The organism is Mariniphaga sp. (assembly GCF_041687215.1).
GTDB lineage: Bacteria > Bacteroidota > Bacteroidia > Bacteroidales > Prolixibacteraceae > Mariniphaga.
On sequence record NZ_JAWLCI010000034.1, the window covers coordinates 17,040 to 41,873 of the forward strand.

Consider the following 24,834-nt stretch of genomic DNA (forward strand, 5'->3'; position numbering starts at 1 on the left):
TTGATTTTTTTTATTCACCAATTGGAAAGTTATTAAAAAGACTTAACCCACCCGGTTTTTTGATGTAAACATTCGAATGCAGTGGTTTTAACAAAATATCATCCACCGTAACAAAATGTCTTCTGATGTTCAACGAAATTTGATACTCCGGTTGCAATTCAATCGTTTCGCTTACTCGAATCCATTGCTGATAAACATCGTTTACGCTGCGGGTGTTGAGTTGTTTTTCATGAATTGTTTTTCCTGTTCCATCAGTAACTGTTAAAATGGCTCGTGGCATGTTGTACCGCCGTGTATCTAAATACAACCAAAAGGAAAGTTCATATTCCCCAGGTAAAAAGTTGTGCGGAATGATTTGGTTCAAAAGTTCGGCTTTCCCTCTTTTCATAAAAAATGCACCCTCGCCGCTAAATGTTAGCTGTTCTTTCTGTTCATCAAAATTGAGATATACTACAGAACTTATTTCGGTATCGGTATAAATAGTTTCGTGTTGGTTGAGATTGGGTATGATGGATTCTGTCTTTTTCAGCCAGTTTTCATGGCTTTCATGAAAAACATCAAGTTGAATTTTTGACAGAGTAATTTCTTCATTTTGCCAGAAAACTTCCGCATTGGAAAACAACCAGCGTTCCTGTTCGTTCATTTTCTCGTTTGAACTGACCAGTAAAAGCGGTTTTTCATTCATGTCATCCAGTCTGGTTTTTTGAATGGCCGGGTTTGCCAGCAGTTGAATGCTGCTTAATGCCTGGGTGAAGGACAATCTTGGCGAAAAACTTTGAACCAACGGCAAACCAGTATGGTGAGCGCATTGCATGGCATAACCGAAAGCTTCCATGCCGTTCTCAAATAAAAGTTTGTCGCCGCAGGTACTGGAAAATGGCAGAAACAAGATGGCCTGGAATTCTTCCGGATTTACTCCTGCTTCCTTAAAACGAGTCAGGTATTTTTCGTTCGAAACTTCCAGCCGGTCGTTTGTATTAAAAATCCCGTTTGTGCTCAAGCGGGTGTTTGTACCGGCATCAATTGCCCAGTACGAAAGGGCAAAAATGAGAATGAGCGTTGCCGGGAGCGGCTGTTTTTTCTGCTTCAGAAACCGGAAAAGTCTGTAAATAAACCACGCAGCGTAAACAGTAAATACATAATAAAAAATAAATGCAAACCGTCCCAAAGCCCTGAATTGTTTTACAGGCGGAATGATTTCCAGCAGGAATCCGAAACCGTACTTAAAAGGAATGCACATGGAAAAAAGAAGAATGAGGATGGCGGCATAAAAATAAACTTCCATTTGTTTGGAAGGCCTGTACATTCTGAACCGGACTTTCTTATTTGAAAAAAGGTTGAACCAGGCGGTAATGAAAACAGAAACCGCCAGCAAAGTGGCTGGTAATCCCACATAAGCCCTGCCTTCCCATTCAAAATCCATGTCCACCACATTTCCTATGAGCATTTTCAAGGGTGAAACAAGAGGTAAAAATACGCTTAAAAATTCAGCATGATACACATCGAAACCATACGGATTGTTTGGCCGGTCGGAAACCCAGTCGGTTGCAGAAACAACTCCTTTTACAACCAAAAGCGGGAAAATGGCCAGGATGAATAAACTGAGTCCGGTTTTCCAGTAATTTTTCAGGTTTTTTCTTTGGTTCCACAATTCAACAAACAAAACGCCCAACAACAATATGGCATAAAACGAAGCGTAATAAGCGCTGGTAAATCCGCCAACCAAACCTCCGGCAACAAGCAAAACCGACCAAAGCCAGCGTTTTTTCCCTTCGCGCCAACGGATGAGAAAGTACCAGTACATGGGAATAAAAAAGGCATAAACCATTTCAAAGTGGCCATGAATTCTTAAAAACTGGGGCGAAAGGAACAACAGAGTTACCGCCATCAGCGCAGCATACCACCGAGGCAAGGCAAATTTTCGTAAAATCAGGAATAAAAATGGAATGGCCAGGAGCAATGAAATGACCATCGTCAGGTTCAGAATAAAAACCCCGTAGCTGGAAACCGGGTAAATTTTGGCATCCACAAATTTTACAATCTGCACATAAAGCGGATGCGAATTAATGTATTGCAGGTGATCGCCGTAAGGATAATTTATGCCGTCGTGCCGGATGCCGCCGTCATATTTCAGGTAATACGAAAAGTTGAAATAGTTTTTTAATCCGTCTTCATGTTTTGAAAACAGCACGCTGTCAGGTGTTTGGAATGCCGGTTTAAACAGAAAAAACAAAATCAGTGCTGACACAATCAGGGAAGATGTTAACGCAGATACATTTTTTTTCATTCACCAGATTTTAATAGACACAGTTGATTTCGTCATTTTTTGAAACGATAAAAATAACTATCTGCGGTTAATAACCGAAATAGTTCATCTGAATCTTTCCGTTGATTTTTCCAATTTCTTCATTACTTTTGGGGGCATCTCGAATGAATTATTGCTAATCGAAATTTATAAAAGCCGATGATTTTATCCATTGTAATTCCTGTTTTTAACGAAGAAAAAACAATTCAGGCCATTCTCGATCGTGTTTTGGCGGCAGAACTTCAATACGGGTTCAGTAAGGAAATAATTATTGTAAACGACGCCTCAACCGATAATTCGGTGCAGGTTATAGAAAATTATATTGAAAATCATCCGGTAACAAACATGAAGCTTTTCCTTCAACCGCAAAATATGGGCAAAGGCGCAGCGCTGCACAGGGGAATTGCAGAGGCTACCGGCAATTGCATTATCATCCAGGATGCTGATTTGGAATACGACCCGCGCGAGTATAACCTTTTGCTGAAACCAATTGCCGAAGGGAATGCCGATGTGGTTTACGGTTCGCGGTTTATGGGTGGAAATCCGCACCGTATTTTGTTTTTCTGGCATTCCATCGGGAACAAGTTTCTCACGTTTTTTTCAAATATGTTTACCGACCTGAACCTCACCGACATGGAAACCTGCTACAAACTGTTTCGTTCAGAAATTATTAAAAGCCTCGATTTGAAAGAAAAACGGTTCGGTTTTGAACCCGAAGTGACTGCAAAAGTGGCACGGGTGCCGGGCGTTCGAATTTACGAAGTAGGCATTTCCTACTATGGCCGCACATACGAAGAAGGAAAGAAAATCGGCTGGCGCGACGGTTTTCGGGCATTATGGTGTGTATTGAAGTATAATATTTTTCAGAAATAGAGCCATGTTCCCACCTGAAAAAGAAACCAGGCTGTATCTTTTTTTTACATTTTTCATTTTAATTCAGGTTTTTTTTCTCCTGTTCAGTGAAAGTACTTATGGATATGGAGGTTTGGAAAATATTTTTCAATACCGGAATGCAAAATTTTCGTTTGAACATCCGGAACTGTTTCTTGGCAACAATCCGTTTTACACCCTTCTTTTAGCCCTGTTTTCGCAGTTTGGATACTTAGTTGCAAAAGCGTTTAATTTGCTGCTTGCCGTTTTAACGTTGCTGCTTTCTGCCCGGATTGTGAACAAACTGTTTCCCGGTAGTGAGCTATTTACACTTATTCTCATTGCTTTCTCGCCGGTATTTTTTCAGCTTTCTGCAAGTTGCCTCCCTGTTATTTTGTTTGGTTTTTTGCTGGTTTCGGCTATTTATCTTTTCATATTAAAACGATTTCTTTTCTCGGCATTGGTCATTTCGTTTATCCCTTTTGTTTTACCACAAGGATTTCTAATACTCCTTGTTTTTGCATTTGTGTTTATTTTGAACCGGGCGTTTCGTTTCATCCCTTTTCTGTTAACCGGAACTGTTTTGTATTCTGTTGCAGGATTTATTGTGTTTGGCAATTTCCTGTGGTTTTTGCAAAGTATAAACGAAAACTTTGAGGGAAGCCGGAATTTTCTGCATCCTGCACAAAACATACTGTCAGTTATAGGAATTCCTTTAACCATTTTGGCGGTTGCGGGCCTGATTTACCTGGGATATGAATTTTTCAAAAAAGGTTCGATGCGAAATCAGAATTTCAATCATTTTATACTTATTGCCGGAAGTGGGCTTATCTTTTTTGTTTTTACTTTCTTTTTCAGAGAAAGTTCAGTCAATCCTGGATTTGAAACTGCCACAGGTGCAGTCATTCCATTGTTTGCAATTACGGGCATGAAAATTTTTGATGTACTTGCAAAAACCTTGAAAAACAAAAATTTAGCGATTATCCTTTTTTCTGTGTTTGCGTTGTTTCAGGTTATTCAGTTGTTTGCACAAAACAATTTGTTAATGAAAGCTACTCAGGAAGAACAGCTTATGAAAAAAAGTGCCGCATATCTCCGTTATAACGAACCGGATAGCAAACTGATTTATTTTAATCCGTTACTGGCTCATTTTCTTGAGCTTGATCCGGATAAAAAACCCGCGGCTGAAAAATTGTTTTCTGGTTCGCAGCAGCCATCCGGCAATATGAACTGGGGTGACATTCTGGTTTGGGATTCGTGGAATAGCCCGGATGAGGGAGGATTGCAACTGGCAAATTTGGAAGGCGATCCGTATTTGAAAAGGATTATGTCGTTTAAATCGCCTGAATTAGTCACTGATTCAACCCAAAACGATTACAGTGTGCACATTTTCAAAAAAGTTGAAAATAAAGAAGATTCCGAAGAAATTTCAGACCATTACAGAAGTGTGCTTAGTTTTGAAAAATATATAGACAGAAGAGTAAAAGATATTGATGGGATGAAAGTCTGGGAACTCGACAGCAGCCAGGATTACAGTCCTTCCGTTCGTTTTTCTCCCGAAGTTGTAATCCGGCAGGAATTTTATGAAATAACTGGAACGCTTCATTTTAAAGCGCTTCAACCCATAGAGAAAGGAGAAGTTTTATTTGTATTTTCTGCAGAATCCGGTGGAGAAAACCTGCACTATAAAAAAACCGATTTGATTTCTGACGGAGTTAAATGGGAACAATTGCATCTCAATATTGAAATTCCCTCCGATGTCCCGGAATCAACCCAGTTTTTGATTTATATCTGGAACAAGGATCGAAAAAATGTGCTTGTAGAAAAAATTACAGTTGACGTAAAAAGTTACTGAAATACAGGTAAACATTACTCTCAGTATTTTCTTTGTTTCAACAACCATCTGTCTTCGCTGAATTTATATTCCACTTCAAATCGTGGTTCCAGAAATTCGTAATTTTCAGCGAAGATGTAATAATATTCGGCACGGGTATTAATGTCCGGATTGTAATCGTAGTCATACAATTCTATCCAAGGAATTTTTCCTGAATCGTAGTAAAAATAGAACGACGGATGAAATATCCAGTTGGTTTTTAACGAAACCGGTTTGCCGTTGTATTTTTCCTTCAGGTATTCTGTTACCTGTAGCGTGTTTTGGTCGTAATTCCACTCTTTTACACTTTTCAGATTAACACGGTTTGCAAAATTGGCAAGTAAAATAATTCCCAAAAAAAAGGCAACTGACTTGAATAACCACCCTGGTTTAAAAAGAGGAATCAATCCGATTGCCGTAGTAAAAACCACAGCCAGCAAGGGCAAAAAGAAAAGGGCTGTTCTTCCAAAAAGATTGGGAGTTCCCAGAATTGTTGTCTGAGAAATGTTAACCATAATGGTAAGCAGTAAAATAGTGGTTGCCACAAATTCGGGCCGGTAAAAAACCTGAACAGAAAATCTTGTTTTTTTGAGTTTGAATAAAAGGTAGAACAGATTGGTTAGAATAACCAAACTTATTATACCCACATAAAAATTGCTGTTTATTTTGTAGAGTATTTCAGCATCGTAGCGCCAGAAATGAACCAGGGATTTTACGGTATCCTGATAAAATCCTTTCGATGTCCAGTACTGAAATTCATTTGTGCTGTGCAATTTTTGAATCGGCACCATAATTATTGCCAAAAAAATCAATGAAATTATGCCTGAGATGAAAACAGGGAATAACAGTTTTTTTAAATTTCTCCTGTATTCCAGGAAAAAGTAAAACCAGGCCATTATTGTTACCGCCACCCAATAAACCAAAACGGTAAAATTGGCGTAAGAAGCCAAAATTGCTGAAATTACAGCAATCCAGATGTGTGTTGATTTTTTTTGTGAAAAACCGGACATTAAAAATCCAACGGAGATAATTACAAATGTGCTGGAAATGCCATAACCTCTGCACAATCCGAAAAAGTCGAGCAGGTATGGATTTACAAAGAGTAAAGAAGCCGGCAAAAAGAACCAGGAGTTTTGTTTTATGGTCAGTTTTAAAATTTTAAAAACACCAAAAGCATATATTAAAAACATTAAAAAATTAGGCATTCTGATTGACCATGGTTCTTTGCCGAAAAGTGTAATACAACCCTTGGCTAGTATGGTATTCAGAATATGATTGTTTGGCCAGTTATCCGGAAACATCATAATATCCCAAATACTGAACGTGGAATAAAAGAAAACTGTGGGTACTTCGTCGGTGGTAACCGGCACATAAAAAACTTTATAAATGATTACCAGGAAAAGAATTCCGTATAAAGTAAAAAAGCCGTAGAAGTTAAAATGTCGCACGCGATTACCGATTTTTCTGTAAAAATAAAAATTATAATCAACCGAAATCCTCGGCTAAAGAAATAAAATACCTTAGTAATTCCAATTCTGTTTTATCTTTGAGCGGAGTTTAAATAAACGAAACTAAATTGAGAAACGAAACGGTGAAGCTACCTGAAAAAAAATTATTGTTTGTTCAGAGCACAGGACTTGCAGCCTTTCTGATTGCATTGGTAATTCTTCAAATATACTTTTTATGGAAAAATGAAGTGGTTTACGAAGGCACCGACAACATCACCCATTTTCACATGGCCCGGTATGCCTTCGAATACCCGCATCTGTTTCTTCACCTTTGGGGAAAACCGGTATTTACAACTTTACTGGCCCCGTTCACTTTTTTGGGATTTAAGGGTGCCCAGCTTTTTAATCTTTTAACCGCTGTTTTTACACTCATTTTCACGTTCAAAATATCAAAATCTATTTTTCCGAAAGGGGCCCTGGTCGCAGTGGTTTTAACTGCTTTTGCGCCGGTATATTTTATGCTCATGCTTTCAACACTCACCGAAATCCTGTTCAGTTTTGTACTGGTTGTTTCGGTGTACCTGTTCATGAAAAATAAATTTGTTTTTACAGCCCTTTTGTTGTCTTTTATACCGTTTGTCCGTTCCGAAGGAATTATTCTTTTTCCGGTTTTTGCGGTTACTTTTGCATTAAAAAACAAGTGGGTAACTATTCCTCTTCTTGCAATCGGAACGCTGTTTTATTCGGTGATTGGCTATTTTGTTTTTAACGATTTTTTGTGGTTGATAAACCGGTTTCCCTATCCGACAGGTAGCAGTGTTTACGGGAATGGGGAGTTGCTCCATTTTGTGAATATGCGCAATCAGATTTTTGGATTGCCCCTGGTTATTTTAAGTCTCGTAGGATTAATTTACTGGATGGTTGAAATTTTTCGGAAGTTTTCGTGGAAAAGCGATAACCTCATTCTGTTTATCATCGTTGCAGGTAGCTGGACCGGCTATTTTGCCGCGCACAGCTTTGTGTGGTGGCAGGGGATGGGAGGCTCACTGGGCCTCATTCGGGTAATTGGCGCAGTTATTCCGCTGGCAGCGCTTACCGGAACAAAGGGAATTCAGTTTTTGGCAGAAAAAATTAAAAAACAACATGTTCTGGTTGTTTTGCTGGGTATCATTTCGGTGGCACAGGTTTATTTGTTTTTCAGGCAGAACAGTTTGCCTTTGAAAGCAAGTGCAGTGGATAAACTGATTGTTAAAAGCGCTGCTTTTCTGAAAAATGAAAAGACTGAAGGACGAATTTTTTATTTTAATCCTGACTTTGCATTTCAACTTGGGCTGAATCCTTACGATTCCGGAACAAGTGGCTGGTTTTTCGGCGATAAAATTCAGCCGTCCAACTCGCTGGAGTTTGGCGATATTTTAATCTGGGATGCCCATTTCGGGCCAAACGAAGGCGGAGTATTTTACGAAACTGTGGAAAATGACCCCTGGCTGCAAAAAATAAAAACCTTTCTGCCAAAAGAAAAAATTACGGTGCTGGGTGGCTACAATTATGAAATTCATATTTACAGGAAGGAAAAGCTTAGCGGCGACCGGGAGAGCACAGAAACCTTGATTCGGGAACTGGAAATTCCTGCAAAAGAGGATGGTTCAAAAGTTTTGGAAATTGGAAAAGGTGAGGAATACAGTGCAACTATTGTTATTTATTTGAATGAATTGCAACAAAAGGATATTTTTGATGCTGAATTATCGATACAGTTTAAAAGTGAGGAAAAAATGGACGGGAAGGATGTTTTGCTGGTTTTTTCGGTGGAGAACGGTACCGAAGTACTCCACTACAATGCGTTTCCGTTAGAGTGGCGAAACGAGGATTCAGGTTGGGAGACGACAGCATTCAACACCCGGTTTGCTGCTGAATTGCCACAGTCGGCCCAAATTAAAGTTTATGTCTGGAACAGGGGGCGGAAGCACTTTTTTATCCGAACTTTGCAAGCAAAAATTGAAAGTGAATGAACTGGGAAAAATTAGGCTGAAAATGAAAACGATAAAATCGAGGTACATTTTACTGTTTGTCTTATTTCTTTTTACAAAAAGTATTTTCGGTCAGCCCGACACCGTAAAATATTTTTTTGAAGGGCATACTTACCAGTGGCACACCGCGGGCGACAAAGTGGATGAACGATTGGAAAAAATGGATTTTTCGGAATACGACGGAATCTGGTTGGGCGGGGATGTGTGTTCAGAAGCGTTGCTGGAATATTCAACACTCGAATATATTCACAGCCTCTTTAATTTGCAGCATCCAAACACGCACTGGGCCATGGGAAACCACGACGCCCGCAACGGCAACTGGAACTGGCTGGAAGAACTTACCGGCAGAAAAACGTATTATACGAGCCACTACAAAGGTATTTCCTACATGGTGCTGAACACCACCTTAACACCTTACGATTGCGAGCAGTTAAACGACCAGTACCGCATTATTACAACGTTGTGCGATACCATTCAAAATTCTTCACATCTCATATTTTTAGTGCACCATTGTCTTTGGGAAAATGTTCCGGGACTTCCTTATCATTACGACTATGCGCAAAGCAATCTGAAATATTTCAGTTTCACCTGCTCAGACCATGGTGCGACATTTTTAAACGACATTTATCCGCGCTTGGTTGAAGTGGAAAAACGCGGCGTGGAAGTGATCCTCATAATGGGCGACATGGGATCAAAACGCATCGATATTACCAACGAAGATGGTATCACTTTTATGGGAACTGGGCTGAACCGCAGTAAATATCAGGATCCTGTAGAGCGTGAAAATTCAGATCGCGACTGGTTTATTGAATTTAAACATGTTCCGCAAACAGGATGGCTTGGCTGGAAATTCCACGATTTAGATTCAACCATGCAGGTTCGGGGGCTTTACTGAAAAACCAGTTTACTGCTGTATTTAAACCGGTTGTTTTGAATTTGCAGAATGTAAGCGCCTGGCGGTAAATTCCCTGAAAATCTTTTCAGGACATTGGGCTCAATCGTGTTTTCATAAACCATTTTTCCATTTAAATCAAAAAGTTTCAGTTCAAAACCAGAACTAACTTTGGTTTCAATAATAACCGAAAAACTGTCCTTTGCCGGGTTTGGAAAAATCTGAATTTGTTCAATGGAATCATTTACAGGGTTAAAACAGGACAGAATCTGTGCTTCTCCGTTTTTTGAGATTTTGTAAAACACAATGTCTTCCTTGCCAATGGTGCCGGGATTACTCCAACCTGTAAAAGCGCAGCCTGAATCAGCCGTACAAACCAATGCCGAGCTGTAATCGGAATTTTCACTGCCAAAAATATTCGACCAGATAATTTCACCCTCCAAATCGGTTTTTATAAGCAGGTGCTCGGGTTTGTAATTACCTGAATAACTTGCGCTGGTGGCCAGTAAATATAAATGGTTGTCTTCACTTTTTTGAACGGTTTCGCCATATTCCCAATCCTGGCCTCCGTAAGTTTTAAGCCACAACTGATTGCCGTCTTCATCAATTTTCATCAAAAACATATCAAAACTTCCGGTGCCTTCACTTTGCGTTGAACCACACACAAAATAACCGCCACCGGGAGCCTGAATAATATCTTTAGCCCAGTCGTGGCTTGTTCCACCGTAAGTTTTCTGCCAGATTTCCTGACCCTGGGCATCGGTTTTTATAATGTAAATCTCTGCATCGGGGTTCAGGTAATCGGTGCTGGTGGGATTGTAAAATCCTCCCTTTGTTCCGGCAATGACCAATTCTCCGGCTTCATTTTCCACTACGCTGAAACCGTGATCGATGTAACGTTCTCCGAAATGGTTTTCCCAAATGATTTCACCATTTTTGTCGGTTCGCACAATATACACATCGCCAAAGTCGTCAACCGTCCGGTTAAATCCAACCAAAACAAAATCGCCATTGCGTGTTTTAATAAATTTGTGCCCCAAATCGTTTCTTTCTCCGCCGTAATATTTTTTCCAAAGCCGGTTTCCATTAAAATCGAGTTTTGAAAGTAACATGTCATTGTTGGGGTACCCACCCGTCCAGGTTTTACCCAGAACAAAAATTCCGTCATCATCCACTATAATATCATTGCCATTGTCACTATGAATTTCACCAAATATAAATTCATTCCTCAGACCGCCGTTTTCATTTAATTGTAGAACATAATAATCTGTTGGACTTGTGTTTGTTTTCCTCGTAGTTCCAACTATATAAAAATGCTCCTTGAATTTTGTGAGGGAATGAGCAAAATCTTTTTCTGAAGTGCCATAATTTTTATTTTCCTGAGCAAGTGTATTTAATTGAATACACAGAATAAAAAACAGGATGGAAAAATGTTTTATTATATTTTTCATTTTTAAAAAAAGATGTAATGCAAAACTATAAAGTTTCTGCCTGAATTGTTAATTTTGCTGGTGATTATTAAAGATATAATTCTTTTTGAGGAATAAAATTTGGGATGTTTGGTTTTTATAAAATCATATTTGCGCAGCTATTCATTATAATTATTTGGTCTGGTTGTACTCCTGTAAACAATACCTTTATTCAGGATGAAGGATTTGAAAAGGTTTTTCGATGCAGTGCTGAAGAAATAAATGATTCGAACTACTCTTTTCGTGAATCTTCAAACGCTTCACTTGGTTTTGGAAATGTTGATGCCCGTTCAACGGAAACATCTTATAACGGTGATTTTTCACTTAAATTAAGGCCTGGAAAACCTTATGGTTTTACCACGGAACTTGAAGTGGGCCCGGATGAGTATATTCAGGTAACTGCCTGGCGAAAATCATCCGGCGACAATGGAACAATTGTAATTGACGGAGGCAGTGCTTTTTATCACGCTTCTAAAAAAATTGCAGAAGAATCTGATAACGAATGGCAAAAAGTTTTTATGGAAATTTATACCCCTCCTGACTTTTATTCAGGAACTGTTAAAATTTACGTTTGGAATCCCAGTCTGGATACTGTTTATTTTGATGATATTCAGATTGTTCATCGCAATAAAAAAGTTTATCCTGAATTTGACCCGCTTAATGCTTTGCACATTTATGCCGAACCAGAGCACCTCAGTTTTTTTAATGCAAAACGAATTGAGGCTTTTGATAAAGGTGTACTGGTCAATGAAGACGCTGACTACACCGGGGCAGTTATTTTCGACGGAAATGAATTTTTTAACGGCGGAATCAGGTTGAAGGGTGATTTGACGGATCACATTCAGGGCGATAAATGGTCGTTCAGGATAAAATTAAAAAAAGATTTTGCATGGAACCACGTTCGCACTTTTTCGGTGCAGGACCCGGCAACCCGCAATTTTTTACACGAATGGCTGGCCCATCAGATTTTTGACCGGGAAGACATATTAACCACGCGCTACGGATTTGTACCCTTGTATATCAACAACCAGTCGCGCGGGATTTATGCCTGGGAAGAGCATTTCGAAAAACACCTGGTGGAAAGCCGCAATCGCCGCGAAGGTCCCATTGTGCGTTTTGACGAAACCCTGTTTTGGAACCGCATTATGGAATTCAATCAGACCGAGAAACTTTGGGATGTGGATTATTTTGGCGCCGCAAAAATTACCCCATTTAAAGAAAGTTCGACTACTTCTGACTCCCTGAAAAACAGACAGACCGTGGAAGCCCAGAAACTGCTGTTACAATACAAAAACTGGTCGGTTCCGGTCTCATCCATTTTTGATATCGACAAACTGGCCCGGTATTATGCGCTCATGGATATTACGCAGGCTTATCATGGATTTACCTGGCATAACCAACGGTTTTATTTTAATCCGGTTACCTGCCTGCTGGAACCCATCGCATTTGACGGTTTTATTGAAGGCGGTATTTTCAAACGCATTGATGAGCCGGTGACTTCGCTGCTCGATCCGACTAAAATAGCAGGGTTCAATAAAGAAGAATTGTTGCTTTACCAGGTTTTTACCGACTCGCTTTTTAACCGCAAATATGTCAAATACCTGAAAAAGTATTCCGATGAAAATTATATTACCCGTTTGATTTCACTATATCATACTGAAAGTGATTCACTTGCCTCCATTATCCGGCAGGAATTTCCTTACTACCGGTTCAATTTCAACTTTTTGAAAGAACAGGGACAGGTTATCCGGGAAAATATGGACGCCATTGAAGCCAATATTCCAAAATTGGAAGCAGCTTTTTTGAAGGTGAATCGCGAAAAGTTTAAAAAACAATTTACTACAGAATTTAATTCAAACCTGACTTCGCTGCTGGTTCATGCATATTTTAATAAAGCCAATGGCCAACTGCAGTTGCTCAATTACCATGGTGGGGAGGTTTCGTTAACCGGCGCTTTGATTACCGACAACCTGCCACAAAGTTTTTCGCCCAATGTAGTTTTGCCCCCCTACGATGGATTGAATCCGGGGAAAACATCGGTAACCATTCAGGGTGAACCTTACCGGATACTTTTCAAAACAAACGATGCGGTTTTTGAAACTGAAGTTAAACACTGGGCTTTTGACGATGGTGCCAGCACCCGGCAGATGCTGATTCAACAGGCAGTGAATGAAAATTTACCCTGGCATAACGATTCGCTGATTTTTGATGGTGAATATGTGTTCAGTTCGGATGTTTACATTCCTCCGCATACGCCCCTGGTTTTTAAACCGGGAACACAAATCGATTTGATAAACGGTGCCGGATTTTTCTCGTTTTCAGCCATGATGGCAGAAGGTGAGGAAGGGAATCCCGTTGAATTTTATTCCAGCGATAAAAGTTCGCATGGCGTTCATGTTTTGCAAACATCAAAACGCTCCGAATTAAAACATACCCGTTTTTTTCAGTTGGGAAGCATTAATCGAGGAGGTTGGCAAACTCCTTCAGCGGTAACTTTTTACGAGGCCGATGTGAATTTTTACTATTGTACATTCGAGGCGAATGTGAACTGCGATGATGCACTGAATACCGTTCGCTCCGATTTTTTGGCTGAAAATTGTCACTTTATCAATACATTTGCGGATGCATTTGATTCGGACTTTTGCACGGGGCAGGTGTTGAATAGTAAATTTCGTAATATTGGAAACGATGCCATCGACTTCTCGGGAAGTCAGGTGTTAATTTCGGATTGTACGATGTTTGAAATAAATGATAAAGCGATTTCCGGAGGAGAAAATTCACAGTTGACCGTAAAAAACTGTACTATTGACAAAGCTACTATTGGCGTGGCAGCAAAGGATTTATCGCATTTAGAATTGGATAATACGGAAATAAGAAAAACAGTATATGCTTTTGTAGCGTTTGTAAAAAAACCAGAATACGGTCCGGCAACCATTTCAGCCCAAAATATTGACATGAAGGGAAACCTCACGCTTCACCAGGTTGAAATAGGTTCGGAAATATCGGTAAACGGCGCAGTGGTTCAAGGCAGGGAGAAAAATTTAGCATTAAAATTATATCAATAAACATAAACTTTTAACATGGATAAGTGGAACCTGTTTCAGCGGTTTTTAATTACCGAAAATTCGCAAATTTCCATCTGGGAATTTTTAATTAACGCAGTTATTATTCTGATTTTGTCGTTTATTCTGGAATGGACCTACCGCAGATGTGCCAAAAGCCTTTCGGGACGGAGGGCGTTTGCCGCTAATTTCTTTTTAATTGCATTTACCACCATGCTTATCATTTCTATTGTGAAATCGTCGCTGGCACTTTCGCTGGGTTTGGTGGGCGCTTTGTCCATTGTGCGTTTCCGTTCAGCAATAAAAGAGCCGGAAGAACTGGCCTACCTGTTTTTTACCATTGGTGTGGGGCTGGGATTTGGAGCCAATCAGCGTGTAGTAACCGTGGTTGCAGCCATTATTTTGCTGGCTGTAATTTGGGCCAGACATTTAACATCGAAGAAAACACGAAAACAGAATCTTTATCTTACCGTTAGCGGAACGGGCAGTGCAAAACCCACACTTGAAAAAATTGACGGGCTGGTGCAACAAGTGTTTAAAGCCTCCAAACTGGTGCGGTTCGATGAAACTGCCGATGTAATCGAAGCCGGATTCTGGATTGAAACCAAAAAGTCGGGCGACCTGCAACAATTTAAAAACAGCTTGAACGAAATAAGCTCTGATATCCGGGTTTCATTTGTCGATAACAATTCATTTTAAAAAATGGAAGGCTACACCGAATTAAAAACACAGCGTTACGAACGTAAATTTGTAGCCGAAAAAGTTCCGCGAATGGTGGCCGAAAACATGGTAAAACAAAACAGTGCATTTTTTTACCGGACTTACCCGTCGCGCAGGGTGAACAACATTTATTTCGATACCCCGGGAATGGATTGTTATTTGGATAATCTGTTCGGAATTGGCCACCGCTGGAAAGTGCGCATCAGATGGTATGGTGAAATGTTTGGCCAGATTGAAAATCCCATCCTAGAATTCAAAATTAAAAAAGGATTTACAGGAACGAAAAAGTCGTATAAACTGCCTGATTTTGAAATGTTTTCTAATGGTTTTGACGGCAGTTTATGGAAAAACTATTTTTCATCTGCTAATTTAGCCGATGATGTGCTGGCAAAACTTTCAGGAACACACCCGGTGCTGTTGAATGCTTACGACAGAAGCTATTTTGAATCGAGAAACAAGCGTTTCAGAATAACAGTTGATAATGAGATGGAATACTACAATTTACGTTCAACGTGGAACCACTTTTTGCATGTGCACAAAGAACATGTGAAAACAGTTCTTGAATTAAAATACGATGAAAAATGGGAACAGGAAGCAGAAAATATAACCAACCAGTTTCCATTTCGAATGGATAAAAATTCAAAATATGTTTCGGGGGTGAGCTATTTTCGCACAAACATTCCCCACTAAGTTTAAACCAAAATTTCTATGGATATTTACCAGGAAAAAAAACAGCAACTGAAAGACTATTTCAACCGGGTTGCAGCCACCCGCATCAAATACCGCAAAAGCAAAAGCTATTACTGGGACAGGATTACCAACTATGTGAATTTTTTTGTGCACGATGAATCGTCGGTGCTGGAAATAGGATGCGGAACAGGCGAATTACTCGGAAAAATTAAAGGTAAAGAAAAAACAGGTATTGATTTTAGCGAAAAAATGATTGAGGAAGCCCGCAGCCAATTTCCCGAAATTGAATTTGTTTGTTGCCCGGCAGAAAATATTCAACTGGAAAAAAAATACGATGTTGTTATTCTTTCCAATCTGATTGGATATTTGCCAGATATTCAGCAGGTTTTTGAGGAGTTGCACAAGGTTTGCCACAACGAAACCAAAATTATTGTTACGTATTACAATATTTTCTGGGAGCCGTTTATCAAATTTGCCGAATTTTTAGGAATCAAGAAAAAAGGGCCCAAACAGAGCTGGATTTCGCGGAAGGATTTGGCTAACTTGCTGTATTTATCTGGTTTTGAAACCTACAAGCAAAACGCTTCCATGCTGTTTCCTTTTTATGTGCCATTGCTATCGCAGTTTCTGAACAAGTTCTTGTCGAGACTGCCTGTGTTTAACTGGTTTGCGCTAAATTACTTCACTTTTGCGCTGCCTATTGTGCCATTAAATGAAGAGGAAGCTGCAAAAAAATATTCCACAACGGTATTAATTCCGGCACGCAATGAAAGCGGCAACATCGAAAATGCGATTTTAAGGATGCCCGATTTCGGCAAACACATCGAAATTATTTTTGTGGAAGGAAATTCCACCGACGATACCTGGGAAAAAATTCAGGAAATTCAGCAGAAATACAAGGATACACACGACATAAAAATTCTGCAACAACCCGGCAAAGGAAAAGGCGATGCGGTGCGAGCCGGTTACGCAATTGCAACCTGCGATATTCTAATGATTCTGGATGCCGATTTGACCGTTCCGCCCGAACAATTACCTAAATTTTACAACGCTATTGCCAACAACAAAGGCGGGTTTATTAACGGAACCCGGCTCATTTACCCCATGGAGAAAAATGCCATGCGGTTTTTAAACACGCTGGGAAACAAGTTTTTCAGTATGGCCTTTAGCTGGTTGCTGGAACAACCCATTAAAGACACATTGTGCGGAACCAAGGTAATGTTCCGCAAAGATTACCTGAAGCTGGTGGCCAACCGCCATTATTTTGGCAATTTTGATCCGTTTGGCGATTTCGATTTGCTGTTCGGGGCTTTTAAACTCAACCTGAAAATTATTGACATGCCCATCCGTTACCAGGAGCGGGTTTATGGCGACACCAATATTTCACGGTTTAAACACGGGATTTTATTGCTGAAGATGTGGGGATTCGCGTTGTTCAAAATCAAGTTTAAATAGAGTTGAAATTAAGCTGCCATTCCAGGGCGTTTTTTGAATATATGACATTGTTTACCAAGGCGTTGCCGTTGGGTTGAAATTATTTGTCCCGTCGGGGCGTGTTGCGAAAATGTTCTTTTTGTAATTCATTTTTTGTTTCGAATCCGGGCTGAAAGTCCGGCTTAATTCAACCCAATGGCAACGCCTTGGGATGCCTGAATACGGATGAGGTAGAAAACGCCCTGAAAGGGCAACTTAGTCAATCCTGTCTGCACGTTTCCGAATGACCAAATCGTCAAAGTACCCAACCTGCTTATCCATGTTCCAAAGGTAAACTTTCAGGGTTTCACCTTCCATTTCCGGCGTAGCGGTAAAATTAATCCGTAGCAGTTGCCAGCCGTTTTCGTCGGTTCGCGAATAATCGGTTTGTGCCCTGTAAAACAGTTTTGCATCGGAGGAGGAGACAACAAGTCGTCCGCTGGTGTTTTCCTCATTTCGCCACACTTCCACTTCGTATTCTGCACCCGGTTCCATTTCTGTCAGCAGGTATTCCATTGCAAATTCAACCGATTCGTTCAGTTTTACCGAGTGATTTCCGGAGCGTGATTTTTCCTGTGTTCGTAACCCGGCATTTCCGACTTTTTCCCCATTTATTCCCAGAATAAACTGATTATCGGACGAAACATGTTCCATGTCGCAGTAAAAGATTTCGTCGGTGTTGCTGTCCATATCTTCACTGAACTGGTTTAATCGCAACGTATCCAGCACATAAATGGTTTGAATGCGGCCTTTGTAAATGTTCTTCAGAGGAAATCCATTCCTTGAAATCTCAGCAGCTTCCTGTTCATTTTGCGGACCGCCGGTGAGTAAAATTTTGTTTCCGTAAAGTTCAACCAACTCTGCTGGTTTCATTTCGGCATTCCAGTTTTTAATTCGCTTTTCAAAAGAGTGATAAAAAAACACATTGGGATATAGTTTTTTAATTTGAGGCAAAAACTGCCGCTTGCAATACACATCGCCAAAGTTGATTGCTGAATATGGATTGAGCGAATTGGGATAGTAATAAACGCGGGTGTAACCGGGATAATTGTTTTCCAGCATGCTGTTGGTAGCCTCCATCTCTTCGTTGGTGATGCCGTACCCTTCATTGATGTACTTAATAATTGGAGGCTGTTTCCAGGCTAAAAAAAGAATCAATACCACCGTAACTACCGGGAAGGCAATTTTTTTGGCCATTCTGGGAAGTTTCGATTTCCGAGCAATTTTTAAAATAAAAAAAGCCGAAATTCCTGTGAGTTGAAGTACCGGAATCAGGTAATGATTGGCATGGTAATGTTTGGCCACCATTAAAATTCCCAGTCCGGAGGAAATAACGAGTCCGGTTAAAATCAGCGCTTCGCGGCTCATTGGTTTTTTCTTTTTCAGAAATTGAAATAAAACCGGAATAACAATGAGCGCCCCGATGAATAACACCGCTGCAAAAATGAAGTTGTTTTCAATAATTTTCAGAATATTGGGGAAGTAGGTATTGAAATCAATAAAACCTTTTTCGCCATGCCCGTAAATGCCCGAGTGGCTCGATAAGTTCCTGAACCAGAAGTACATGTTTTTGTATTCGGGAATAATGGGAATGGTGAAAAGCACGAACGACGGCAAAATTCCGGCCAGATAAATAAATTTCTTTTTCAGGGTGGGAAGCACAATAAAAGGGAAAACGACCACGGGCAGAAAAGTTGCTTTTGTAGCCAGTCCTGCGCCGGCTAAAAGGGCAAACACAATCACATATTTCCAGGAGTTGATGTTTTTTTCATAATAAAAATATAAAATGGTTATAACGAAAATGCTGGTCAGGAAAAACAGAAACGGCTCGGGCGAAATTTTAGTCCAGGCATGGTCGAGCGTGTTGGTGGTTATAAATGTAAAGGCCTGTAACAAAAGCGCTACCCAAACCGAACCGGTTTTTTTTATGGCCAGCCAACCTAACAAAAACAAACCAATGGCATTCAGAAATAGTAAAACGTTGCGAATTCCTACAACAAATGTATGTGAATCTTTTAGCACATGTTGAACCAGCGGTTCGTTATCCGGGTTTGAAAAAAGATGTTGCACCGCAATGGTTGCTGCGCCAATCTGAATAACTGTTGTGCCGGGGTGGTCAATGTATCCAACATCCTTGCCGTCGCAAATGGCCAGTGCATTTACCAGGTAAACGTAGTTAGGGTCGTTACCGAATTTGGCCAGGTTGAAGTTTAATCCAATCCAAAGAAAAAGAAAGGGCAAAATCATTACACTGAACCGAATGTATTTTTCAGGTTTCATGATTACTTCTTGGGTTGAAATATTTTATGATTCAGCAGTTTCCACTTTTGAAGGCGGTATTGCAGCGAGGTTTTTAAAACGCCAATTCCGTAAATACTACTGTTTTTGAAATTGATACTCGATGCATCATCGAAATATTTGGTGGGGCAGGTGATTTCGGCAATGTCATAACCGGCATACCATATCTGTGCCAGCATCTGGTTGTCGAAAACAAAATTATCAGAGTTGGCTTCGTAATTCACCGATTCCAAAACTTCACGTGAAAATGCCCTGTAACCGGTGTGGTATTCCGACAGTTTGGCGTTCATCAGTATGTTTTGAACGAAGGTAAGTCCGCGGTTGGCAATGTACTTTACCAGCGGCATTCCGCCTTGCAGCGCACCTTTGCCAAGAATACGTGAACCCAGCACCACGTGGTAAAGTCCGCTGGCAATGAGGTGAGTCATTGCCGGAATAAGTTTGGGTGTGTATTGGTAGTCGGGGTGGAGCATTACCACAATATCGGCCCTAATCTCGAGCGCTTTGTTGTAACACGACTTCTGGTTTCCCCCGTAACCGGTATTTTTTTCGTGAATAATAATGTGCTTAATCCCCAGTTTTTTACCCACTTCCACCGTGTCGTCTTTGCTCAGGTCGTCCACCAGAATAACATCGTCAACAATTGAAAAATCAATTTCATTATATGTTTTTTCAATTGTTTTGGAAGCATTGTATGCCGGGAGAACCACCACTATTTTTTTGCCGTTAATCATTCGTTTTGTTTTATGTGCGGCAAAAATAGCAAGAAATCGGGAGAGGTGGGGGGTGGTTGGAATGGAAAATTGTCTAAGAAAAATACTTTATACGTGGGTACTATTCATTTATTTTTATTTCCGGTTCATTACCACTTTTTATTTTGTTGAAAACCATTCAATTGAATTCTAAGGATTAACTATATAAATGAAACCGGTTTTGTGTGTGATGGTTGACTGATTTCGAATTGTGTTTTAAAAAAATCAACCCGGCAACAATTCCACCTTCTTGCCAACTACCGAAAGGTTTTCATTCACATGTTGTTCATCTCAAAGATTGGAAAAATCATCTTCCTGTTACGAATTTAAATCGTTAATCCGTTCCATTTTATCGTCAACTCCAAACTGCGCAAAAGCACCTGCAAAATACAACGGAAGGAATACAATCTTCACGTCGTTAAGCACATCTGGTTGACCTGCATGAAAAACAACTGACCAGAAAGGTTGGTAAGTATTACGGTAAATATGCAGGCTGCGGAGTTTCCCGGATGGCCCGTCTTTGACTTCCATCGGAAAAACTGTTCTGTTATAGAGATATTGTTTTGTCTGTAAAATGAAATTACATGATTATTGTTTTGAGTATAGAACAAAAATGTATTATTTTTGTGTTGTAAACAGAACAATATTAATTTATGAATAAGGATATACTTAAAGCAGTTATTGCCGATAACCAGACTGAAGTTCCCAAATACAATGTAATTCCCCGGGATTTTACTTTTGAGGAATTTGGTAATTATGTTTTTTCCGGTATCCGGCGGGCAGGGAAATCCTATCTGCTTTATCAACGTATGCAACAATTGATAACCCGGGGGACACAGTGGGATGAGATGCTCTATATTAATTTTGAGGATGAACGCCTTACAGGGATGGGAACAGAGCATTTGAACCTTTTGTTAGAGGTTCATTTGGAAATGTATGGAAAGAAACCTATTCTTTTTCTCGATGAGATACAAAATATTTTAGGCTGGGAAAAATTTGCCCGTCGGATGGCTGACACCAAACACCGGGTGTATCTAACCGGGAGCAATGCCAGGATGTTGAGTCAGGACATTCAGTCAACGCTGGGAGGACGCTATATCCCCGTCGATGTTTATCCTTACGATTTCAAAGAGTTTTTGGCGGCAAACGATATTCTTATAACAAAAAACTCCTTTTTCTCCACAGAAAACAAAGCCGAAGTTCTGAGAAAGTTTAACGACTATTTCTATTTTGGAGGATTTCCGGAAGGTGCGGAGCTTTCATCGAAAAGGGATTATTTGACAAGCGTTTATCAAAAGATTTTTTTGGGAGATATTGCTGCCCGTCATGCAGTGGAAAATACCTTTGCGTTACGTATATTGTTCAAGAAGCTGGCTGAAAGCGTAAAACAACCTATGTCGTTTACCCGGATAGCGAATATTGTATCATCTACCGGGGCAAAGGTTGGCACAAATACAGTTATTAACTATATGGAATATGCCAAAGATGCCTGGCTTATTAATCCCATCCAGAATATTGCAGGTAAACTGGTTGATAAGGAAACGGTTCCGAAATATTATTTTACCGACAACGGCCTGTTGAACCTCTTTCTGCTGGATGGGAATACTTCTTTGCTGGAAAATATGGTGGCCATAAATCTGTTGCGTAAATACGGACGCACTGATGCTGTCTATTTTTACAACAAAGGAATTGAAGTCGATTTCTATGTTCCTGATCCCGCCACGGCTATTCAGGTTTGTTATGATCTTGACAACAGCGCCGGCACTTTTGATAGGGAGGTGAAGGCATTACTGAAAATTACAGAAGTACTGGAGTGTGCTCATTTGTTAATCATTACACGAGATACCGAACGGATATTGGAGATAAGTGGCAAAAAGATTGAAGTCATCCCGGTATGGAAATGGCTGCTAAATTTATAAAATCAACCCGCCTGCAATTCCACCTTTTTACCTGCTACCGAAAGGTTTTCATTCACATATTGTTCATCCCAAAGATTGGAAATTACAGCCGAAATGTTTGGATTTTGCAGTGCCCACAAATAGGCTTTTACGGGAGGTTTCATATCCCCCGGCACAATTCTTTCTACTTTTTGTATGCGCCACTCGGGTATGGGTTGCAGCGGTTTGTGGTGTGTAGCCACTGCCATGGCAGCTTTCATGGCGATAATACCCATACCGCTTTCTTTAGCCAGTTCAATCTCTCTTTCCAAATATCCGCCGTTGATAATATTATATGCGACCATTGCCACCTGATAAAGACCAGTATCACGGGCTGCTCTCAATACGCCGGCTGGGTCGTTGTGGGTGGACACGCCCAGAAAACGAACTTTTCCGTCATTTTTAAGCTGTTCAAAGGTTGTGAAAGTTTCCTCAATTTGTACTTCTTCGTGAGAGCCTGCCCCGTGCGGACACATCAGAATATCGAAATAGTCGGTTCCAACACGCTTCAGACTGTCTTCAACCGACTGCACAATAAATTCCTTAAACTTAGGACTTCCTTCCACCTTATGCGCATAATCAGCAGCCATGGCGTTGCTCAGGTAGGTTCCTTCGAAAGATCGCGGCTGTCCGGGCCAATAGGTAATAAAATAGCCGGGTTTATCCACGTTACGGGCAGCACGCATTTCCGCGGCTTTCTTTTGATAATGTTCCTGTTTGTTGCCTGGCAGGCTGTCATAAATTTCCCGGTACAATCTGTCTCTTACAGAGGTATATCCGCTTACCTTGGTGGTCATAAATACCTTTTCGCGTTTGGCGCTGCTGTCAATAATCTTACCGTAACTTTCTTCACATTCACCACGTCCGTATGCAGGCGCCATATCCAGGTAGTTCAATCCACGCTCCATGGCAATTTCGGTGGTACGCAAGTTATTCAGCCTGACAGGGTCGCCACCGTTGACAACTTCAGAGATCATCAGTCCGGTATTTCCCAGTTGGCGATAAGCCATACCTGACTGCCTGTTGCGCCATTCCGGTTGAATATCAGATTGAAGGAGCGGAGCCGGTGTGTTAATTGCTTTGGCTTTTCCCAGGAAAGGAATGCCCAAACTTAAGGCGGCTCCGGTAGAAATAAATTTTCTGCGATTGATATTGAAGTTATCCGTCATAATTTTCTGAAATTAAATTTTCATAATTATAAAGATAACAATTTTATAAATAATATGTTTTTTGCCACAGGTTCACAGAATTAATCAATTGAATAATTCATAATCTGTGAATCTGTGGCTATTTGTTTAAATTCTTACATGCAAAATAGAGTATCGACGTTTTGGGTTAAAGTTTTAAAACCCACTTACAATCGTCATCAATGGCATAAGAAACCGCCTGAAACCGGTAGCCCGGATAATTCTCTGTGAATTTCTTTTTTGATGTTGATTTTAAATTCCGGCAGTTCTCCAAAATTCGAAGTGCAAAATTAGTAAGTCATTAGATATTTTTGGATTACTATTCCAAAAATATCCGATATTATTGGAATGGCAATCCAAAATTATCCATACTATTCCTGAATATTTTGATAAAAAGCTCGCAGTTTTCAAAGTCCATTGGTAAAATATCGGGTAATATTGTTGTAGTCTGAATATGAGCTATTCTTCTGTTTCTTCCGCTTCCAGTTTTGCCTCGTATTTTTTAGCTGCCCATTTTACGGCATAATACGAAACTAAAATAACAACCGGCCAGCTTAACATCCATAATATTGGTGTGGTGTACATAATACTTAATTTTCAATTTTCAAAAAACAAAATACAAACGAATTCAAAATTCCAAACAATTAAATCTTTGTGATTTGTTAATTGTCTTTTGGAATTTCCTTTAATAAACATGCGACTCTTCATTCATCTCCTCATCGGTAATTTTCTTCCGGTTCATTACTTTCCAGAAATAGTAAATATAGGCAAATACGAATGGAATCATTAGCGAGGCGTAACTCATGGCAACCAGCGTAAAATGGCTCGATGAAGCATTCTGTATGGTGAGCGACGACTGCAAATCTGCCTCCGACGGGTAAAATGCTGTGTTGTTAAATCCGGCAATCAGGAATAATGCAAAAACGGTCAGCACCGTACCCGGGCCGGCAAACAAAAAGCCTTTGCTGCCCTGGAAAAAGAGGGTTGAAATGATTCCCCACAATACGCCAACTACACCAATCAGCATAATAATTAAAACAACCGGCATTTGCAGCAAATTATTCAGGTATTTGTATTTTTCCATGAATACCTCGCCGGAATCGGGATTAACGGCAAAACCGTCTTTCAGCAGCAGCCAAACCAGGAAATACAGAAAAAATACCAGGAATAATACTGTAGTGAAAAACAAGTGTTTTTGCGAACGGGCCACAATCAGGTCGTTATCGATGGTGTAAATAAAGTACAATAACCCTAAAACCCGTGCAAGGAAGAATACAGCAAGTCCAAGTGCCACATTATGAAATGTTAACACGGCCTCCATTCCGCGTGCCGGATTTTGCCATAATACCTGGTTCATATCATTCAATTCAAATTGAGCGCCGTTGAAAAAAGTGCCAACCGCCGTTCCAATCAGAATGGTGCCCAGCAAACCATTCAGCACTAAAAATATTTCGTAGGTTTTTGCTCCCAGAAAATTGGCTGGTTTTTTCCGGAATTCGTACGCCACTGCCTGAATGATAAACGCCGCCAGTATCAGCAACCAAACCCAGTAAGCGCCTCCGAAACTGGTGGCATAAAACAGAGGAAACGAAGCAAAAAATGCCCCTCCAAAAGTAACGAGTGTGGTAAAAGTAAATTCCCATTTCCGGCCAAGGGTATTCAGAATTATAGTTTTTTCTCCCTCGGTTTTCCCAATGGAGTAGAGCAGGGTTTGTCCTCCCTGCACAAACATCAGGAAAACAAAAAGTGCGGCCAGCAACGAAATGAGTACCCACCAATACTGTTGCAATGCCAAATGCGATAAATTTTCAAACATAATTTGGTTCCTCCT

18 protein-coding genes are annotated in these 24,834 nt (G+C 40.3%); 9 read left to right on the forward strand and 9 right to left on the reverse strand.

Annotated features, from left to right (window positions below):
* Nucleotides 1-10 precede the first annotated feature (10 nt).
* Nucleotides 11-2,287 carry an ArnT family glycosyltransferase gene (locus ACESMA_RS12710; RefSeq protein ID WP_372949209.1) on the reverse strand — a complete coding sequence of 759 codons (2,277 nt, stop codon included), beginning with the start codon at nucleotides 2,285-2,287 and terminating at the stop codon, nucleotides 11-13.
* A 177-nt stretch (nucleotides 2,288-2,464) separates the two neighbouring features.
* On the opposite strand from ACESMA_RS12710, the gene ACESMA_RS12715 reads away from it, so the two are divergent.
* Nucleotides 2,465-3,178 (forward strand): glycosyltransferase family 2 protein, encoded by a 714-nt coding sequence (locus tag ACESMA_RS12715; protein WP_372949210.1) that lies wholly within the window; start codon nucleotides 2,465-2,467, stop codon nucleotides 3,176-3,178.
* A gap of 4 nt (nucleotides 3,179-3,182) precedes the next feature.
* Complete coding sequence (locus tag ACESMA_RS12720) at nucleotides 3,183-5,030, forward strand: hypothetical protein (RefSeq protein ID WP_372949211.1); 1,848 nt, start codon at nucleotides 3,183-3,185, stop codon at nucleotides 5,028-5,030.
* 20 nt (nucleotides 5,031-5,050) lie between these two features.
* Here the strand turns inward: ACESMA_RS12720 and ACESMA_RS12725 are convergent, their stop codons facing one another.
* On the reverse strand, nucleotides 5,051-6,496 hold the full coding sequence (locus ACESMA_RS12725) for a hypothetical protein (RefSeq protein WP_372949212.1): 1,446 nt from the start codon (nucleotides 6,494-6,496) through the stop codon (nucleotides 5,051-5,053).
* A 128-nt stretch (nucleotides 6,497-6,624) separates the two neighbouring features.
* Here ACESMA_RS12725 and ACESMA_RS12730 point away from each other — a divergent pair, with 128 nt between their 5' ends.
* Together ACESMA_RS12730 and ACESMA_RS12735 are read left to right on the forward strand one after the other, a co-directional pair.
* Nucleotides 6,625-8,505, forward strand: coding sequence for a hypothetical protein (locus tag ACESMA_RS12730; RefSeq protein WP_372949213.1), 1,881 nt, complete (start codon nucleotides 6,625-6,627; stop codon nucleotides 8,503-8,505).
* A 22-nt stretch (nucleotides 8,506-8,527) separates the two neighbouring features.
* Nucleotides 8,528-9,418, forward strand: a complete 891-nt coding sequence (locus ACESMA_RS12735; RefSeq protein WP_372949214.1) for a hypothetical protein — start codon at nucleotides 8,528-8,530, stop codon at nucleotides 9,416-9,418.
* Here ACESMA_RS12735 and ACESMA_RS12740 read toward each other — a convergent pair.
* Nucleotides 9,412-10,866 carry a T9SS type A sorting domain-containing protein gene (locus ACESMA_RS12740; RefSeq protein WP_372949215.1) on the reverse strand — a complete coding sequence of 485 codons (1,455 nt, stop codon included), beginning with the start codon at nucleotides 10,864-10,866 and terminating at the stop codon, nucleotides 9,412-9,414. The two genes, ACESMA_RS12735 and ACESMA_RS12740, sit on opposite strands and share 7 nt — an antisense overlap.
* Nucleotides 10,867-10,970: 104 nt before the next feature.
* On the opposite strand from ACESMA_RS12740, the gene ACESMA_RS12745 reads away from it, so the two are divergent.
* Genes ACESMA_RS12745 through ACESMA_RS12760 form a run of 4 tightly spaced genes read left to right on the forward strand, consistent with a single transcriptional unit; the run spans nucleotide 10,971 to nucleotide 16,811 of the window.
* A complete protein-coding gene (locus tag ACESMA_RS12745) occupies nucleotides 10,971-13,949 on the forward strand; it encodes a CotH kinase family protein (protein WP_372949216.1) in 2,979 nt (992 codons plus the stop codon).
* A gap of 15 nt (nucleotides 13,950-13,964) precedes the next feature.
* Entirely contained in the window at nucleotides 13,965-14,645 is a 681-nt protein-coding gene (locus tag ACESMA_RS12750) for a DUF4956 domain-containing protein (protein WP_372949217.1), read from the forward strand.
* Nucleotides 14,646-14,648: 3 nt separating this feature from the next.
* A complete protein-coding gene (locus ACESMA_RS12755) occupies nucleotides 14,649-15,356 on the forward strand; it encodes a polyphosphate polymerase domain-containing protein (protein WP_372949218.1) in 708 nt (235 codons plus the stop codon).
* An 18-nt stretch (nucleotides 15,357-15,374) separates the two neighbouring features.
* Nucleotides 15,375-16,811, forward strand: a complete 1,437-nt coding sequence (locus ACESMA_RS12760; RefSeq protein ID WP_372949219.1) for a glycosyltransferase — start codon at nucleotides 15,375-15,377, stop codon at nucleotides 16,809-16,811.
* A 234-nt stretch (nucleotides 16,812-17,045) separates the two neighbouring features.
* On the opposite strand, the gene ACESMA_RS12765 is transcribed toward ACESMA_RS12760, so the two are convergent.
* From ACESMA_RS12765 to ACESMA_RS12775, 3 genes are all read right to left on the reverse strand, one after another.
* On the reverse strand, nucleotides 17,046-19,109 hold the full coding sequence (locus ACESMA_RS12765; protein ID WP_372949220.1) for a hypothetical protein: 2,064 nt from the start codon (nucleotides 19,107-19,109) through the stop codon (nucleotides 17,046-17,048).
* Between the two features lie 2 nt (nucleotides 19,110-19,111).
* The gene (locus tag ACESMA_RS12770) at nucleotides 19,112-19,861 is read right to left on the reverse strand and encodes a glycosyltransferase family 2 protein (RefSeq protein WP_372949221.1); all 750 of its coding nucleotides are present in this window, start codon (nucleotides 19,859-19,861) and stop codon (nucleotides 19,112-19,114) included.
* 336 nt (nucleotides 19,862-20,197) lie between these two features.
* The gene (locus ACESMA_RS12775) at nucleotides 20,198-20,410 is read right to left on the reverse strand and encodes a hypothetical protein (RefSeq protein WP_372949222.1); all 213 of its coding nucleotides are present in this window, start codon (nucleotides 20,408-20,410) and stop codon (nucleotides 20,198-20,200) included.
* Between the two features lie 122 nt (nucleotides 20,411-20,532).
* Between ACESMA_RS12775 and ACESMA_RS12780 the strand changes: the two genes are divergently transcribed.
* Entirely contained in the window at nucleotides 20,533-21,798 is a 1,266-nt protein-coding gene (locus ACESMA_RS12780) for an ATP-binding protein (RefSeq protein WP_372949223.1), read from the forward strand.
* A 2-nt stretch (nucleotides 21,799-21,800) separates the two neighbouring features.
* Here ACESMA_RS12780 and ACESMA_RS12785 read toward each other — a convergent pair whose 3' ends face one another.
* From ACESMA_RS12785 to cydB, 3 genes are all read right to left on the reverse strand, one after another.
* Entirely contained in the window at nucleotides 21,801-22,985 is a 1,185-nt protein-coding gene (locus ACESMA_RS12785; RefSeq protein WP_372949224.1) for an aldo/keto reductase, read from the reverse strand.
* 477 nt (nucleotides 22,986-23,462) lie between these two features.
* Nucleotides 23,463-23,588, reverse strand: a complete 126-nt coding sequence (locus ACESMA_RS12790; RefSeq protein WP_372949225.1) for a hypothetical protein — start codon at nucleotides 23,586-23,588, stop codon at nucleotides 23,463-23,465.
* Between the two features lie 100 nt (nucleotides 23,589-23,688).
* Nucleotides 23,689-24,819, reverse strand: coding sequence for a cytochrome d ubiquinol oxidase subunit II (gene cydB, locus ACESMA_RS12795; protein WP_372949226.1), 1,131 nt, complete (start codon nucleotides 24,817-24,819; stop codon nucleotides 23,689-23,691).
* Between the last annotated feature and the right edge of the window lie 15 nt (nucleotides 24,820-24,834).

Excerpts from the sequence above, each read along its gene's own strand:
- cydB (WP_372949226.1), bottom strand. The coding sequence starts at position 24,819 with ATGTTTGAAAATTTATCGCATTTGGCATTGCAACAGTATTGGTGGGTA.
- ACESMA_RS12735 (WP_372949214.1), top strand. The coding sequence starts at position 8,528 with ATGAAAACGATAAAATCGAGGTACATTTTACTGTTTGTCTTATTTCTT.
- ACESMA_RS12760 (WP_372949219.1), top strand. The coding sequence starts at position 15,375 with ATGGATATTTACCAGGAAAAAAAACAGCAACTGAAAGACTATTTCAAC.
- ACESMA_RS12790 (WP_372949225.1), bottom strand. The coding sequence starts at position 23,588 with ATGTACACCACACCAATATTATGGATGTTAAGCTGGCCGGTTGTTATT.
- ACESMA_RS12785 (WP_372949224.1), bottom strand. The coding sequence starts at position 22,985 with ATGACGGATAACTTCAATATCAATCGCAGAAAATTTATTTCTACCGGA.
- ACESMA_RS12755 (WP_372949218.1), top strand. The coding sequence starts at position 14,649 with ATGGAAGGCTACACCGAATTAAAAACACAGCGTTACGAACGTAAATTT.
- ACESMA_RS12770 (WP_372949221.1), bottom strand. The coding sequence starts at position 19,861 with ATGATTAACGGCAAAAAAATAGTGGTGGTTCTCCCGGCATACAATGCT.
- ACESMA_RS12715 (WP_372949210.1), top strand. The coding sequence starts at position 2,465 with ATGATTTTATCCATTGTAATTCCTGTTTTTAACGAAGAAAAAACAATT.
- ACESMA_RS12740 (WP_372949215.1), bottom strand. The coding sequence starts at position 10,866 with ATGAAAAATATAATAAAACATTTTTCCATCCTGTTTTTTATTCTGTGT.
- ACESMA_RS12710 (WP_372949209.1), bottom strand. The coding sequence starts at position 2,287 with ATGAAAAAAAATGTATCTGCGTTAACATCTTCCCTGATTGTGTCAGCA.
- ACESMA_RS12765 (WP_372949220.1), bottom strand. The coding sequence starts at position 19,109 with ATGAAACCTGAAAAATACATTCGGTTCAGTGTAATGATTTTGCCCTTT.
- ACESMA_RS12720 (WP_372949211.1), top strand. The coding sequence starts at position 3,183 with ATGTTCCCACCTGAAAAAGAAACCAGGCTGTATCTTTTTTTTACATTT.
- ACESMA_RS12745 (WP_372949216.1), top strand. The coding sequence starts at position 10,971 with ATGTTTGGTTTTTATAAAATCATATTTGCGCAGCTATTCATTATAATT.
- ACESMA_RS12775 (WP_372949222.1), bottom strand. The coding sequence starts at position 20,410 with ATGGAAGTCAAAGACGGGCCATCCGGGAAACTCCGCAGCCTGCATATT.
- ACESMA_RS12750 (WP_372949217.1), top strand. The coding sequence starts at position 13,965 with ATGGATAAGTGGAACCTGTTTCAGCGGTTTTTAATTACCGAAAATTCG.
- ACESMA_RS12780 (WP_372949223.1), top strand. The coding sequence starts at position 20,533 with ATGAATAAGGATATACTTAAAGCAGTTATTGCCGATAACCAGACTGAA.